Consider the following 15257-nt stretch of genomic DNA (forward strand, 5'->3'; position numbering starts at 1 on the left):
GACGCACCGCCTTGCTCGACGGCCCGCGCCCATCTGGGTTTGCGGGCCGTTGCTGTTTGGTTTGGCACGCCGCAACCCAGACAACGGGGCACAAAGCGACACCCGCAAGCGCGAACGCGCGCCCGAGCTTATGCGAGGAAGCCAAGCGGACCGGACGGTCCGCGCCCGGCGTCTGAGGGCCGAGGCGACAGCCTCAAACCAAACATGACAAAACCCACGGTCATCCGAAAGCGATCCGATTTCCTTGCCGCCAATCGCGGCATCAGGGTCGCTCGTCCCGGTTTCGTCCTGCTTGCCCGCCCCAATGGGATCGAGCCGCAGGCGATGCGGTACGGCATTACGGTGACCAAGCGAATCGGCAATGCGGTCGTGCGCAACCGGATGAAGCGCCGGTTTCGCGAACTGCTCTGGGCGAACCTTCCCGAACATGGCCTTCCCGGGCATGATCACATCCTGATAGGCCGCGACGGCGGGGTAGAGCGGGACTTCGAGAAGCTGGGCGAGGAACTGCGCATGGCACTGTCCCGTGCCCGCGACGGCAAAGGCGATCCGCCGCGCAGTCGCAGGCCCGGCCCCCGCCGCAACGGCCCGAAACAGGGCGGCAAGCAGGAGAAGCGCACGTCATGAAGTGGATCCTGATCGGCATCGCCCGCCTGTGGCAGATCGGCCCTTCGGCCATCCTGCCGCCATCCTGCCGCTTCAGCCCCTCGTGTTCGCAGTACGCGATCGAGGCGCTTCGCAAGTACGGCGCGATTAAGGGTGGCTGGCTGGCGACCAAGCGGCTATTGCGCTGCCACCCGTGGGGCGGGTGCGGCCATGATCCGGTTCCCTGACCGGCATCGGCCTTATTTATTTGGACGTAAAATTACCGAAGGTTTCGAGGTGGAAAACAACCAGCGCAACATGATCACGGCAGTGGTGCTTATCGCACTGCTGATGCTCGGCTGGGAGCTGGGTCTCAACTATTTCTACCCGCAACCGGAAGAGCCGATTGCGGCGGAATCTACTGAGATCGCGGCAACGGGCGAAGAGGCACCCACGGTCCAGCGGACCCGTGAAGGCGGCCTGACCGACCCTGACCAGATCGCCGAGGAAGAGGCTGACCTCGACCAGTCGCTGGGCAGCGCCGACCGCATCGCCATCGACGCGCCCGAAGTTGCCGGCTCGATCAACCCGGTCGGCGCGAAGATCGACGATCTCGTGCTCAAGACCCATCGCCAGACGCTTGAGAAGGATTCGGGCCCCGTCCGTCTCTACAGCCCGGAAGGCACCCCCGCGCAGCAGTTCGCGCAGTTCGGCTTCATCGGTGACAACGTGCGCCTGCCCGGCCCCGACACCGTTTGGGAGGCCGAAGGCGATACGCTGACGCCCGACAGCCCGGTGACGCTCACCTGGAACAACGGCGAGGGTCTCAACTTCTCGATCCGTTACGAGATCGACGATCATTACATGATCACTGCAACGCAGACCGTTGCGAACACCAGCGGCGGTGATGTCGCGGTGCGCCCCTTCGGCCTGATCAATCGCACCAGCAACACGGCCAGCGTCGACACCTGGACGGTTCATTCCGGCCCGATCGGAGCGTTCGACGGTTCGGTCGAATTCGGCAACGACTACGACGATGTCGCCGAGGAAGGGACTGTCGCCGGCAAGGGCGCGGCGAACTGGATCGGCTTTACCGATATCTACTGGCTCTCTGCCCTCGTCCCGCAGGACGGCGCGACGACCAGCACCGATTTCCGTTCGCTGGGCGATGCGAAGTTCCGCGCCGACGTGATCTATGACGCGATGACCGTGCCTGCGGGCAAGCAGGTTTCGCGCAGCACGCAGCTTTTTGCCGGTGCCAAGGAAAGCGACGTTCTCGACATGTACGAGGAAACGGGCATCGCGAACTTTGGTCTTGCCATCGACTGGGGCTGGTTCCGCTGGTTCGAAAAGCCGATCTTCTGGCTTCTGAAGTGGCTGTTCGAGCTCGTCGGCAACTTCGGTGTCGCGATCATCCTGCTGACCGTGATCGTTCGCGGCCTCATGTTCCCCATCGCCCAGCGCCAGTTCGCCTCGATGGCGGCGATGAAGGCGGTGCAGCCCAAGATGAAGGCGCTGCAGGAGCGGTACAAGGACGACAAGCAGATGCTCCAGTCCAAGATGATGGAGCTCTACCGCGAAGAGAAAGTGAACCCGCTGGCTGGCTGCCTGCCGATGTTCCTGCAGATCCCGGTGTTCTTCGCACTGTACAAGGTGCTGATGCTGGCGATCGAAATGCGCCACCAGCCGTTCATCCTGTGGATCCGGGACTTGTCGGCCCCAGATCCGCTGCACTTCCTGAATCTGTTCGGCCTGCTCGATTTCGACCCGCCGGGCTTCCTTGCCATCGGCATTCTGGCCCTGCTGCTCGGTTTCACGATGTGGCTGCAGTTCAAGCTGAACCCGGCACAGATGGATCCGGCCCAGCAGCAGATCTTCATGCTGATGCCGTGGTTCATGATGTTCATCATGGCCCCGTTTGCGGCAGGCCTGCTGATCTACTGGATCACTTCGAACATCCTAACGATCGGCCAGCAGAAGTGGCTCTATTCCCGTCATCCGCAGCTCAAGGCCGCGGCGATGGAAGAGCAGAAGGAAAAGCTGAAAGCCGATCTGGCCAAGGAAAAGGCGGAAAAGGCCGGGAAGGCCAAGGGCTAAGGTGGACGAAAGCCTTCCCGAAGATCCCGGCCAGGCCCTGTACGAGGAACGTGCGCGCAAGCTCTTCTCAGGGCCCGTGACGTTCCTGCTGTCGGCCCCTGCGCTCAAGTTCCTGCCCGAACCAACGGTGCCGGAGATCGCTTTTGCGGGCCGGTCGAACGTGGGCAAGTCGTCGCTCCTGAACGCGTTGACGGGGCGCAAGGCGATCGCGCGCACCTCGGTCACGCCGGGGCGCACGCAGGAACTGAACTACTTCAATGTCGGCGGAACAGAGGACGGGAGCGAAGAGCCCGAGTTCCGGCTGGTCGACATGCCGGGCTATGGCTTTGCCAAGGCACCGCCGCAGGTCGTGAAGAAGTGGCGTTACCTCGTGAACGATTATCTGCGCGGGCGTCAGGTGCTGCGCCGCTGCCTGCTGCTGATCGATTCGCGCCACGGCATCAAGCCGGTCGACCTGGAGGTCATGGAGATGATGGACATCGCCGGTGTCTCCTACCGCGTTGTCATGACCAAGGCCGACAAGGTAAAGGCGAGCGAGCTTCAGAAAACCATCGAGAAGGTTATGGCCGAAGCCCGTAAGCACGCGGGCGCGTATCCCGAGATTTCGGTGACCAGTTCCGAAAAGGGCATGGGCATCGAGGAACTGCGCGGCTTCGTTCTGCAAAGCGCCGAGGGCGGCTGAGCCAAGACTTGCCGCGGGTGACAAAGGTTACACCCTGTCACCCACCTCCAACATGTCAAAACCCCAGGACCTGCGTGGCTTTGAGCCTTGTACGGCGCAGGGTGACACCTTGCGGGTAGAGCGGACCGGACGATGGCAAAGAACGACCTGCCGTGTGGCGGGGCATGGCCGAGTAGGAAAATCATTTCGGATCACTTTTGCCGGGCCAGTTCGGCCAAGGCGCTCACTGCTTTCCAATGGCCGGCCACAGGTTCGGAAGGCGGATATGGCTGCAAGTCGATGTCCGGTTCGAGGCCGAATTCTTCGTAGACCGTGCCATCGGGCGCGGCGAACACCTCGTTCGACAGTTCGACGAGCCAGCCGTTCGGCAGCCGTTTTGCCAAGGGGGTCGAATAGGCACCCCGTGTCGTCTGCCCCGCTTGTGTCACGCGCGGGTTCTGCCGCAAGGCCAGCATGGCCAGTTCACCCCCGCTTACGGTCACGTCGCTGGTCAGCGCATAGACCGGCCCGGTAAAACGCGGGCCGTCTGCGGGTTCGATCACGTGAGGAAACGGCGCAAGCTGCGAACCTTGTGCCTGCGTGGTGAAGCCGACATAGGGCTCATCCGTGAACCGCCCCGGCAAGGCTTTTGCGATCTGGTCCCAGCCGCCACGGTTGTTCGACAGGTCGACGATGACCGCGTCCATCCCGTCGAACGCGTCGAAAGCCTCGTCCATGATGCGGTCGAACTCTGCCAGTTCAGCCTCGGCCCAGGCGTCGCTGCCGAAATCGTCCCGATCTGTGAAACCGCCCATCTGGAAGATCTGCAGATAGCCGACCTTGCCGTCGATAACGCCCCAAACAATCCGGTCCCGCCCCGTGTGATGGGCGCTATCGCCAAGGCTTTCCAGCGTCTGGCCGAGCAGTCCGATCAGCCAGCGCGTTTCGCCCCCGTCGGAGGCGCGCATGCGCGGCAGGGTTTCGCCCAGCCCGTCCTGCACGCGCCGCCTCTCACCGTTCACTTCGCCGATCAGCTTGGTGTGACTGTCGGACAGGCCGTCCATATAGGATGCCAGCGCATCCCAGAGCGCGGCATCGTCCATGCCCGGTGTTATCGCCGCGCGTAGGCGCTGCGCCCTCGTTTCGTGATCGGGGGGCCGCCGGTCGAAAAAGGCATAGTGCCGCTCGAACATATCCAGAAAAGTCTCCGCCACGAATTCCGGATCGGTCGGGGCCTCCTCGATGCATATCTCTGGCATGGCGGGCAGCCGGTCGAACACGACATTTGTGTCGCCGCGCAGCAATTGCATGATCGCGCGCTCTCCGTCCGGCAGCATGCGGAAAAAGCGGTAGCTCACCGAATCCATCTCGGTCTGCCCTGCCGTGTCCCGCGGTGGCAGATAGCAGGCATCCCCGATCTCGAACTGGTCGACACCGGTTTCGCCAATGCGCAGCAACCGGCCATAGCCGCGACTTTGCCAGACGCCCCGCACTGCCGGGTCCGTCTGCCCGGTCGATGTCGTGATTTCGGTCAACGGCCCAGCATCGAGCCATGGCCGGGGCGACGGCGGTGCCTGGGTCGCACATCCGGCAAGAGCCGTCGAAGCGAGGGTTAGGGGAAGTGCAAAGCGCGTAGTCATAGGCAGAACTTCAAGCCAACGGGCCAATCAGACAAGCTGCCAAGGCGCTTATGCACGATCGGGTTGGACGCGCCCTTGGCCGATCTCCCCTCGACACCCCAGCCTGCCACCGCTAACTCCGTTGTTCAGGTAACAGGGCGTTTTCATGAAACTCATCATTGGCAATCGCAACTATTCCAGCTGGTCGTTGCGCGGCTGGCTTGCTTGCAAGCAGTCGGGACTTTCGTTCGAGGAAATCACCGTCAACATCAGCGGCGAGGACTGGGAAAACGCCAAGCGCGAATGGGATGACGTTCAGCCCTCTTCGGGCAAAGTGCCGATCCTGTGGGACGATGACGTCGTCATCTGGGACAGCCTCGCCATACTCGAACACCTTGCCGACAAGATCGGCGGAGAGAACGGGCGCAACCGATTCTGGCCCAAGGACCCGGTCGCGCGCGGGCTGTGCCGTTCGATGGTCGCGGAAATGCATTCGAGCTACCTGCCGCTGCGCCGCGCGATGCCGATGAACGTGCGCCGCCGGATCGAAGGGCACGAGATTCCCGACGAGGCGAAGGCCAACGTCATCCGCATCCTCTCGCTCTGGGCAGAGGCGCGCAGCCGGTTCGGCCATGGCGGGCCGTTCCTGTTCGGCACCTACAGCGCGGCCGACATCTTCTACGCCCCCGTGGTCAGCCGTTTCTTTACCTACGGCATCGGCGTCCCCGGCTTTGCGCAGGCCTATATGGAGGCCATGTGGGAACATGACTGGATGCAGCAGTGGGTCGAAGGCGCAGACCACGAAGACTGGCGCATCGAGGCATTCGAAGTCGCCGATTGAAGGATTTAAATCCAAAAAATCAGTGGCTTGCTGAATTTCGTCCGAATTGTGGCGAGAATATGGACATTGCGCCGCAACATGCAGTATATTGCACCTGCGCACTCGCTTTCGAGTCTGCATAGGGAATGTATCGCCATGAAAAAGACTGCACTCACCATCCTCGCAACTGCAACCGCTTTCGCCCTCGTCGGCTGCAGCCAGGAAGCTGCTGAACCCGAAGTCGAAGTGACCGAAGAAGCAGTGGTTGAAGAGCCCGTCGTCGAAGAGCCGATGGTCGAAGCCACCGAGACCCCGGCCGTCGAAGAGACTGAAGCCGTCGTCGTCGAAGAAACCGAAGCCGCCGCTGAGTAATCTCGCGAAGCTTCGTGAAAGGGCCTCGCTCCGCAAGGAGCGGGGCCTTTTTCTTTGCCTTATTTGCGCGAAGTCGCCCCTCTTTTCGCAGGTGCAGCATTCTTCTTCCCATCGCGCGGTTTGAGGCGTATCATGCGCCAACACACCGGGGCCTTCGCGATCGGCCCGCATGAGGGGAAGTCCAGAAAATGCCCACCGTTGCCATCGTCAGCCAGAAGGGCGGATCGGGCAAGACGACGCTTGCCCTGCACCTTGCCACCGCCGGCGCCTATTCCGGCAAGAAGACGATCGTCGTCGATACCGACCCGCAGGCAACTGCCGCGGCATGGGCCGACTGGCGCGGTGATTTCCTTCCCGAAGTCGTAACCAGTCCCCCTGCCCGCCTTGCCCGCACGGTCGAAAAGCAACTGGCCAGCGGGGTCGAGCTTGTCGTCATCGATACTCCGCCCCACGCCGATGCCTCTGCGCGCGAAGCGATCAAGGCCGCCGACCTCGTGCTCGTGCCCAGCCGCCCGCGCGCGTTCGATCTCCATGCACTGGAGGCCACGGCCGAAATGCTGCAGTTCGTTGGCAAGGAAGGCAATGTCCTGATGAACGGCGTGCCCGCCCGCGCGACGAAGATGGTCGCCGATGCCAAGGCCAAGGTCGAGGCGCTGGGCCTGTCGGTCTGCCCCGTCATGTTCGGCGAACGCGCCGCATTCCACCGCGCATCGGGCGACGGCGAATCCGCGACAGAGTTCGATCCCGAAAGCAAGGCAGCGGACGAAGTACGCGACCTTTGGAAATGGGTCTGCAAGGCCGCCGGCATGAAAGTTGGCAAGAAGTTCTGACGCCTAGCGACAAGGTTTCACTTGCGATCATTTCTGCTTTGACGCAGCCTTGACCCATCCAGGGCCGGATTCTCCGGCCGATTCCGGATGGGGGGAATCCATGTTCAAGAGCCGTATTCTGGCAGCAACCTTGCTTGCCTGCTCCTCGCTTGTCGCCATGCCTGCCTTTGCGCAGGACAAGGCGGAGGACGGGCGCATCATCGTCAAGACACAGGACGATCTGCCGCGCTTTACCTACAAGATCGACATGAAGCCGAGCGAGCTTCTCGTCGCCGACGACGCCACGTTCAACGCCTTTGCCACGAATGTAGAGGCAGATCTCGACGACACGCTCGCCAAGTACCTGATCGAGGACAAGGCGACGATGCGCAGCGTGCTCGACCTGAAGGGCAAGATCGCGCTGCTGAAGGGCAACGATTCGGTCACGATGAAGACCATTGGCCAGGAACGCGCGCTTGAGGAAAAGCCCGATGCCAGGCTGATCAACGGCATCCGCGAAGAGGCCATGATCCACGCGACCGAACAGGCCCGTGCGTCCAGCGGCGAGGTCTATGAAATGGCCTATGCCAGCTACCTCGAAAAGGCAGTGTCGCAGCTTCCGTGGGATGTCGTTGGCACCGGCTTGAAGTCGATGAAGCGCAGTGCGCTGATCGCCGGCACCGGCAGGCTGATCGGTGTCGCGCAAGTCGATCTGGACCCGACCTACGAAGCCAACAACGGCAACATCTCGCAGAATATCGCATCGACGCTGGTCTACTTGCGCTATTCGATGAACCGCTGGGTGCCGGTTGCGGACGAGACCGCACAGGTCCTGTCCAAGCAGATCGCCGCCAACGACGTGCGCAAGCCCGACATCTGGGAAGAGCGTGAAGTGACGCTAACCGAAGACGACGACCTGACCCCCGTGGTCGTCGCTATCTGGGATTCGGGCGTCGATCTCGATCTCTTCCCGGGCCGCGTCTACACCGGCGCAACCCCGACGGAGACCACGGACGAGAGCGGTATTGCCTTCGACCTGCTGTCCATGCCCGAACTGGGCGACCTGCAGCCGCTGACCGATGCGCAGGAAGCGCGCTATCCGGGCATGCAGGACGATATGAAGGGGTTGAGCGACCTTCAGAACTCGATCGAAAGCCCGGAGGCCGATGCCGTTGCCGCGCGTATCGCGAACCTGAAGCCCGAGGATACCGAAGACTATTTCGAAACGCTGGGCCTGTTCGGCAACTACTCGCACGGGACGCACGTTGCCGGCATCGCCGCACGCGGAAACCCTGCGATCCGGCTGGCCTATGGCCGCATTACCTTCAACTGGGAAACGATGCCGCCCAAACCGACCGTGGAACTGGCAGAGCGGTCCGCCGCCACGATGCACGCCTATGTCGACTGGTTCAAAAAGAACAACGTGCGCGTCGTCAACATGAGCTGGGGCGGATCGCCCGCAGGCTATGAACCGGCGCTGGAAAAGCACGGCATGGGCAAGGACGCGCAAGAGCGTAAGGCCATGGCCCGCCGCCTGTTCGATATCGAGCGTGACGCATTGTTCGCCGCGATCGAGGGCGCACCCGACATCTTGTTCGTCACTGCGGCGGGCAATTCGGACAGTTCGAACAGCTTCGACGAATCCATGCCGTCGAGCTTCGTGCTGCCCAACATGCTAACCGTCGGCGCGGTCGACCAGGCGGGCGATGAAACCGGCTTCACCAGCTATGGCGAGAATGTCGTGGTCCACGCCAACGGCTTCGAAGTGCCCAGCTACGTTCCTGGCGGGCGCACCATCCCGTTTTCCGGCACGTCGATGGCATCGCCCAATGTTGCGAATCTCGCGGCCAAGCTGATCGCGCTCGACCCTTCGCTCACGCCGACGCAAGTGAAGGACATCATCGTCGAAACCGCGACGCCGACAGAGGACGGGCGCCGCAACAACATCAACCCGAAGGCAGCGGTCGCCATGCTGGAAAGCATGGACTGACCAACCGCTTTAGGGGAACCATGAAAAACGGCGCGGGCGGCATCACGCGGCCCGCGCCGTTTTTCGTATCAGCGGATGAAGTAGCCCACGACTTTCCAGTCCGCGCCTTCCTTGCGCATGACGACCGTTTCGATCGCCGACGGCGCCTTGGCGAAGTCAGAGGCGAATTCCAGCATTTCGTATTCGCCATCCGGCGCATTGGGCAGCTTTTCGCGTGCCGTTGCCTTCACCAGCGTGCGCGACTGGATAGCGCCAAGGGGCCCGCGGACCGGCTTTGCCATTTCGGCCCAGCGTTCGGCGGTGACGCCTGCGTGAAACAGCTCTCCGGCTTCCTGCCAGCTTTGCTCGTATTCGGCCGCATCGGTAAGCTTTAGCCAGCTTCGCGCGGCGGCCTCGCTTTGCGATGCGACTTGCTGGACCGCTTCGGTCTTTTCGGGCTGTGCGCTACTTCCGGCGCCAACGCCGCCCAGAACGGCAAGTGCGATGATGAGTGACATGATGAGCATTCCTCCGGCTAGCCACACGAGGGGCAGGCCCCGGCGGCGGCGTTCGACATGCCCTTGTTCTATTATGCCCGCAGCAGGCGGCGCGCCCCCGATTTCTTCGGGTGCAAGATTTTGGGGTGCCTGCGCCTCCGCCTCACCCAAGATTCTTGCGGCCTCGCGGCTGCTGGTCACCCCGAGTTTCTGACGGGCATTGCGCAGCCTGTCGTTCACCGTGTGAACCGACAGGCCAAGCTCGGACGCGATGGACTTCGCCTCGTGACCGGCGAGCAGCATTCGCAGGGTTTCCTTTTCCCGCGAAGTCAGGCTCTCGGTCGGATCGGTCATCGCGCCCCTCTCTTTCGCGCCTTACCGAATGTCGGGCGCGCTGGCCTCGGTCTTCAGCATGGCGATCGCTTCATCAAGGCTCATCACCTTCTGGTGCTGCTGGCCCAGCGTGCGGACGGCAACAGTGCCTTCCTCGGCCTCGCGCATGCCGACGACCAGCAGGTGCGGGACCTTGGCGTGGGAATGTTCGCGCACCTTGTAGTTGATCTTCTCGTTACGAAGGTCGCTTTCGACGCGGATCCCTGCGGCCTTCAGCTTGGCAACCGCCTCGTTCGCATAGCCATCGGCGTCGGACACGATCGTCGCGACCACGGCCTGCACCGGGGCGAGCCAGACCGGCAGGCGGCCTGCGAAGTGTTCGATCAGGATGCCGATAAACCGTTCATAAGAACCGAAGATCGCGCGGTGCAGCATGACCGGACGGTGCTTGCTGCCATCCTCGCCCACGTAAGTCGCGTCGAGGCGTTCGGGCAGGACGCGGTCCGACTGGATCGTGCCGACCTGCCAGGTGCGGCCGATGGCGTCGGTCAGGTGCCATTCGAGCTTGGGCGCATAGAACGCGCCTTCGCCGGGCAGTTCTTCCCAGCCGTATTCTTCCGTCGCGAGGCCCGCTTCCATGACCGCGTTGCGCAGTTCGTCCTCGGCCTTGTCCCAGTCCGCATCGCTGCCGAAACGCTTTTCGGGGCGCAGGGCGAGCTTGATCGAATAAGTAAAGCCGAAGTCCTTGTAGACCCGGTCCGCCAGTTCGCAGAAGGCGCGGACTTCGTCGACGATCTGGTCTTCGCGGCAGAAGATGTGCGCGTCGTCCTGCGTGAACTGGCGCACGCGCATGAGACCATGCAGCGCGCCGTGCGGCTCGTTGCGGTGGCAGCAGCCGTTTTCGTAAATGCGCAAGGGAAGGTCGCGGTACGACTTGATCCCCTGGCGGAAGATCAGGACGTGCGCGGGGCAGTTCATCGGCTTCAGCGCCATCCAGTCGGCATCGCCGCTGACGATCGCGCCTTCATCTTCCACGTTCGGCACTTCGTCGGGAATGACGAACATGTTCTCGCGGTACTTGCCCCAATGGCCGGACTGCTCCCACTGGCGCGCGTCCATGACCTGCGGGGTCTTCACCTCGTTATAGCCCGCACCGTCGATGGCGCGGCGCATGTAGGCTTCGAGCTCGCGCCAGATGACATAGCCGTGCGGGTGCCAGAAGACGCTGCCGTGTGCCTCTTCCTGCAGGTGGAACAGGTCCATCTCGCGGCCCAGCTTGCGGTGGTCACGCTTGGCGGCCTCTTCCAGCCGCGTAAGATAGGCATTGAGCTGCTTCTTGTTGAGCCAGCCGGTGCCGTAGATGCGCGTCAGCTGCGCGTTCTTCTGGTCGCCGCGCCAGTAGGCACCGGCAACGCGCATCAGCTTGAAGGCCTGCGGATCCAGCTTGCCCGTCGAGGGCAGGTGCGGACCGCGGCACATGTCGAGCCAGTCGTTACCCGACCAGTAAACGGTCAGTTCCTCGCCCTCGGGCAGTTCGGCGGCCCACTCGGCCTTGAAGGTCTCACCCTCGGACGACCACTTGTCGATCAGCTGCTGGCGGGTCCAGACCTCGCGGCGCAGCGGCTTGTCGGCCTTGATGATCTCGCGCATCTTTTCCTCGATGGCGGGAAGATCGTCCATGGAGAACGGTTCGCGCGAGGCGGGCGCCATCACGTCATAGTAGAACCCGTCGTCGGTGGCCGGGCCGAAGGTGATCTGCGTGCCGGGCCAAAGGGCCTGCACCGCCTCTGCCAGAACGTGGGCATAGTCGTGGCGGGCGAGTTCCAGCGCCTCTTCCTCGTCGCGCGAGGTGACGAGAGCGAGCTGCGCATCGCCGGTAAAGGGGCGCGAGAGGTCCACCAGTTCGCCGTCCACCTTGGCGGCAATCGCAGCCTTGGCGAGGCCGGGGCCGATCGCGGCGGCAACATCCGCCGGGGTGGAGCCAGGCTCCATTTCGCGTACCGAACCGTCGGGCAGGCTGATCTTCAGAAGCTGCGTCATCGTCTCTTCGTCTCGAATTCGAATTACGGGCGGCCATGGCACATGGAGGCGCACACGCAAAGAGGCGTCTGGGAAAGGTTTGCCCGATCGGGAAAAGGAGACGCCGCCCTTGCCCGAACCGTGCGGGCGGCGGTGGCTTGCTGGCTAGCGCGCGACCGTCCGCCCGGGAGTAGTCCGGGTGGTGGTAGTCGTCGTGGTTGTCAGCGTGATGGCCATGGCAGCGCGACTAGCACGCGCGGGCGCGCCTGTCATGCCTTTCGGCCTATTCGCTTTCGGCGGGCGGGGCCTTGCAGTTCTCGACGCAGTGCGAACCCTGTCCGGGGCGGAAACCGCCGCTGACCCGGATCGCGCTGCCATTGGCCAGATCGTAGGTTTCCGCATCCGTCCCTTCGAGCGCATCGACCCCGGCGGGCACGGCATAGCCGCCACCACCACCACGGCGGCGCGATGGCGCGTGCGGGCGGACGGAACGGGCCTGCCGCGTCGTGCTGAGCGCGCTGCTGGCGCGGTTGATCGAGCCGGTGATCGAACGTCCAAGATTGCGCTGGGCAGAGCCTGTCGCCTGCCCCGTGCCGCCAAGGATAAGCGCGCTTTCCGCCGCGTCCTGCGCGGCCGCCGCGCCGGGCGTCATCATGGCTGCGCCGACGACGCCTGCGACAAGAACCGATTTTCTGACCATCCGAACCCCCTGTTCGCGCCGGAAGCGCGTTCCACGCAGGCATCATACGCCTCTTTCCCAGATCCGCCAAAACGGAGGACCACGGGAAACGGTTTGGACTATCTCAAACCCCGTCGTGCCCGCCCCGCCCCAGTGCCATAACGCTAAGCAGCGCGGCGATCGCGGTCACCAGCACGATCGCACCCATCGGACGCGGCGTGCCGTCGGCGAACAGGCCGACCAGCAATGACGAGAAGATGCCGCTGCCATATTGCAAGGCACCGACCAGCGCAGAGACCGCGCCGGAACGCTCGGGTACGATCTCCATCGCGCCGGTGATCGAGTTGGCAATGACGAACCCGGCGGCGGCGGCATAGAAGAACAGCGTCACGACCAGTCCGGCCAAACCGCCGAAGTCAGTGATTGACGCGATCGCAACGCCCAGCGCGGACACCGCGGCCAGCACGATGCCCGCCTTCAGCATCGCGTCGACACCGTAGCGGTGGACCAGCCGCGCATTGATGAGGTTGGCCCCCATGATGCCAAGAATGTTGAGCCCGAAAAGCCAGCCGTAATGCTGCGCGGGCAGCCCGTGATAGTCGATGTAGGCAAACGGAGAACCTGCGATATAGGCGAACATCCCGGCATAGAAGAACCCACCCGCACCCGTGTAGGCCAGGATACGCCGATGCTTCAGCAAGGCCACGTAACGCCCCAGCGCCTCGCCCAGTCCGATCGATTGTCGCCTTCGCGGCGGCAGCGTTTCGGGAAGCGTGATCAGTGCGGCCAGCATCAAGATGCCAAACCCGGCAAGACACCAGAAGATCACGCGCCACCCACCGATCAGCAGGATCTGCCCGCCCAGCAAAGGCCCGATCAGCGGCGCAACCGCCATCACCGTCATCAGCGTCGACATCATCGCCGCGGCCTGTGGCCCGGCATAGAGATCGCGGATCATCGCCCGGCCCAGCACCACGCCAGCCGACGCGCCCAGTGCCTGCACGACCCGCGCGCCGATCACGGCCCAGATCGTGGGCGATAGTGCGCAGGCAGCTGATCCGACCACGAACAGCGCGATGCCGCAGGCCACCGGCACACGCCTGCCATAGCGGTCGCCGACCGGCCCCCAAATCAGTTGCCCGATGCAGAAACCGACGAGATAGCCCGACACAGTCCATTCGGTCGCGCCAAGCCCCGCGTTCAAAGCCCGCGCCATCGTTGGCATCGCGGGCAGGTAGAGGTCGGTAGAGATGGAAGCGAAACCGATCAGCGCGCTCAAAATGGCGAGAAGGCGCAAGTTACGCCCGCCGGTCATGGTGTTCTGTACGGTCACGCGCACTCTCATTTCAGTGACCGGCGTCTTCGGCAAGCAATTCACACCGGCCGCCGCCAGCCCTAGGCGCCTTTCCGCCTGTTAATCGACGCACTTCGATACAGGGGATGACCACGCGCACGGCAGGTTCGATGAATCCTGCTCATAGCTGCATCCAGTTTTGCCCCCGTTATCCGCTGCGTCCCACCCCCTATATTGTGCGCTGCAGCAATCTGTCCGGAAGAATCCGGATCCAAACGGAGCAAACATGAAAACAACTGCTTACGCCGCGCATGACGCGCATTCGGACCTCGTCCCCTACACTTTCGAATATCGCGACTTGCGCGACAACGACGTCGCGTTCGAAGTGCTCTACTGCGGGGTCTGTCACTCCGACCTTCACACGGTCCGCAACGATTGGGGCAACGCGGTCTATCCGGTCGTGCCGGGCCATGAAATCGTCGGCCGCGTGATCGAGGTGGGTTCCTCTGTCAACAATCATGCCGTGGGCGATATCGTCGCGGTCGGCTGCATCGTCGACAGCTGTCAGCACTGCGACCAGTGCGAGAAGGACCAGGAACAGTATTGCCGCGAAGGTTTCACGCCGACTTATGGCGCTCCGGACCGCATCGACGGCAAGATCACGCAGGGCGGCTATGCCAAGCACCTAGTCTCGCGCGAGGAGTTCGTCCTGAAGATGCCCGAAGGCCTCGACATCGCAAAGGCAGCGCCGCTGCTATGTGCCGGTATCACCACCTACTCGCCGCTGCGCACGTTCGGCGTCACCAAGGGCAGCCGCGTCGCGGTGATCGGACTTGGCGGGCTTGGCCACATGGCGGTGAAGATCGCATCGGCCATGGGCGCGCACGTCACCATGATCAGCCGCACGCCCGACAAGGCGAAGGACGCGGACGAACTGGGTGCCAATGCCTTTCTGCTGTCGAGCGACGAAGAGGCGATGGCCAAGGCCGCGAACGGATTTGACGTGATCATTGATACGGTACCGGTCGATCACGACATCAACCCCTACCTGCCGCTGCTCGACATCGATGGCACACTTGCCCTCGTCGGCCAGATCGGTCCGATCGGCCAGCCGACAACCGTTCCGCTCATTTTCGGTCGCCGCCGCGTGGCCGGTTCGCTGATCGGCGGTATCGCGGAAACGCAGGAAATGCTCGACTTCTGTGCCGAACATAACGTCCTGCCCGATGTCGAGATGATCTCGATCGACCAGATCAACGAGGCTTACGACCGGCTCGACCGCAGCGACGTTCGCTATCGCTTCGTGATCGACATGGCTTCGCTCGAAGGCCCTGCCGCCTGATCTTGCCGGCAACGCGGGCGGCGCAAGTCGCGCGTCCGCGATGTGCCGGAGACCGGCAGCGATATCAGGACTATCCGGAAGGCCGCCGCACTGGCGGCCTTCCTTTTTTCTAGGCCTTGGGCAGCGCCCAGCCAAGCCTGGAATCCAGCAGCGCAACCTGC

14 protein-coding genes are annotated in these 15257 nt (G+C 63.2%); 9 read left to right on the top strand and 5 right to left on the bottom strand.

The genetic code is table 11. The features are described 5' to 3' along the window. Positions 1 to 204: 204 nt before the first annotated feature. From rnpA to yihA, 4 genes are all read left to right on the top strand, one after another. Positions 205 to 627 carry a ribonuclease P protein component gene (rnpA, locus tag KIH45_RS10995; protein WP_213176031.1) on the top strand — a complete coding sequence of 141 codons (423 nt, stop codon included), beginning with the start codon at positions 205 to 207 and terminating at the stop codon, positions 625 to 627. Further along, positions 624 to 833: a membrane protein insertion efficiency factor YidD gene (yidD, locus tag KIH45_RS11000; protein WP_144097828.1), complete on the top strand. Its 210-nt coding sequence runs from the start codon at positions 624 to 626 to the stop codon at positions 831 to 833. Before rnpA ends, yidD begins: the two co-directional genes overlap by 4 nt. Positions 834 to 903: 70 nt before the next feature. Next, on the top strand, positions 904 to 2682 hold the full coding sequence (gene yidC, locus KIH45_RS11005; RefSeq protein WP_225899867.1) for a membrane protein insertase YidC: 1779 nt from the start codon (positions 904 to 906) through the stop codon (positions 2680 to 2682). A 1-nt stretch (position 2683) separates the two neighbouring features. Next, the gene (gene yihA, locus KIH45_RS11010) at positions 2684 to 3364 is read left to right on the top strand and encodes a ribosome biogenesis GTP-binding protein YihA/YsxC (RefSeq protein ID WP_213176033.1); all 681 of its coding nucleotides are present in this window, start codon (positions 2684 to 2686) and stop codon (positions 3362 to 3364) included. A gap of 191 nt (positions 3365 to 3555) precedes the next feature. Here yihA and KIH45_RS11015 read toward each other — a convergent pair whose 3' ends face one another. After that, entirely contained in the window at positions 3556 to 4878 is a 1323-nt protein-coding gene (locus tag KIH45_RS11015; protein WP_213176034.1) for a S41 family peptidase, read from the bottom strand. Between the two features lie 250 nt (positions 4879 to 5128). On the opposite strand from KIH45_RS11015, the gene KIH45_RS11020 reads away from it, so the two are divergent. The 4 genes from KIH45_RS11020 (at position 5129) to KIH45_RS11035 (ending at position 8953) form a co-directional block, all read left to right on the top strand. Continuing rightward, positions 5129 to 5803, top strand: a complete 675-nt coding sequence (locus KIH45_RS11020; RefSeq protein ID WP_213176035.1) for a glutathione S-transferase family protein — start codon at positions 5129 to 5131, stop codon at positions 5801 to 5803. A gap of 135 nt (positions 5804 to 5938) precedes the next feature. After that, positions 5939 to 6154, top strand: coding sequence for a hypothetical protein (locus KIH45_RS11025; protein ID WP_213176036.1), 216 nt, complete (start codon positions 5939 to 5941; stop codon positions 6152 to 6154). 188 nt (positions 6155 to 6342) lie between these two features. Beyond that, positions 6343 to 6984 (top strand): ParA family protein, encoded by a 642-nt coding sequence (locus tag KIH45_RS11030; protein WP_213176037.1) that lies wholly within the window; start codon positions 6343 to 6345, stop codon positions 6982 to 6984. 100 nt (positions 6985 to 7084) lie between these two features. After that, positions 7085 to 8953, top strand: a complete 1869-nt coding sequence (locus KIH45_RS11035) for a S8 family serine peptidase (RefSeq protein WP_213176038.1) — start codon at positions 7085 to 7087, stop codon at positions 8951 to 8953. 68 nt (positions 8954 to 9021) lie between these two features. On the opposite strand, the gene KIH45_RS11040 is transcribed toward KIH45_RS11035, so the two are convergent. From KIH45_RS11040 to KIH45_RS11055, 4 genes are all read right to left on the bottom strand, one after another. Further along, the gene (locus tag KIH45_RS11040) at positions 9022 to 9783 is read right to left on the bottom strand and encodes a helix-turn-helix domain-containing protein (RefSeq protein ID WP_213176039.1); all 762 of its coding nucleotides are present in this window, start codon (positions 9781 to 9783) and stop codon (positions 9022 to 9024) included. A 21-nt stretch (positions 9784 to 9804) separates the two neighbouring features. Beyond that, on the bottom strand, positions 9805 to 11802 hold the full coding sequence (gene thrS / locus KIH45_RS11045) for a threonine--tRNA ligase (RefSeq protein WP_213176040.1): 1998 nt from the start codon (positions 11800 to 11802) through the stop codon (positions 9805 to 9807). Between the two features lie 262 nt (positions 11803 to 12064). After that, positions 12065 to 12481 (bottom strand): hypothetical protein, encoded by a 417-nt coding sequence (locus tag KIH45_RS11050; protein WP_213176041.1) that lies wholly within the window; start codon positions 12479 to 12481, stop codon positions 12065 to 12067. A gap of 103 nt (positions 12482 to 12584) precedes the next feature. Continuing rightward, complete coding sequence (locus KIH45_RS11055) at positions 12585 to 13793, bottom strand: multidrug effflux MFS transporter (protein ID WP_337925464.1); 1209 nt, start codon at positions 13791 to 13793, stop codon at positions 12585 to 12587. Positions 13794 to 14040: 247 nt separating this feature from the next. Here KIH45_RS11055 and KIH45_RS11060 point away from each other — a divergent pair, with 247 nt between their 5' ends. Next, positions 14041 to 15096 (top strand): NAD(P)-dependent alcohol dehydrogenase, encoded by a 1056-nt coding sequence (locus tag KIH45_RS11060; RefSeq protein ID WP_213176042.1) that lies wholly within the window; start codon positions 14041 to 14043, stop codon positions 15094 to 15096. Positions 15097 to 15257: the final 161 nt, after the last annotated feature.

The sequence above is a fragment of the Croceicoccus gelatinilyticus genome, assembly GCF_018398395.1.
Lineage (GTDB): Bacteria > Pseudomonadota > Alphaproteobacteria > Sphingomonadales > Sphingomonadaceae > Croceicoccus > Croceicoccus gelatinilyticus.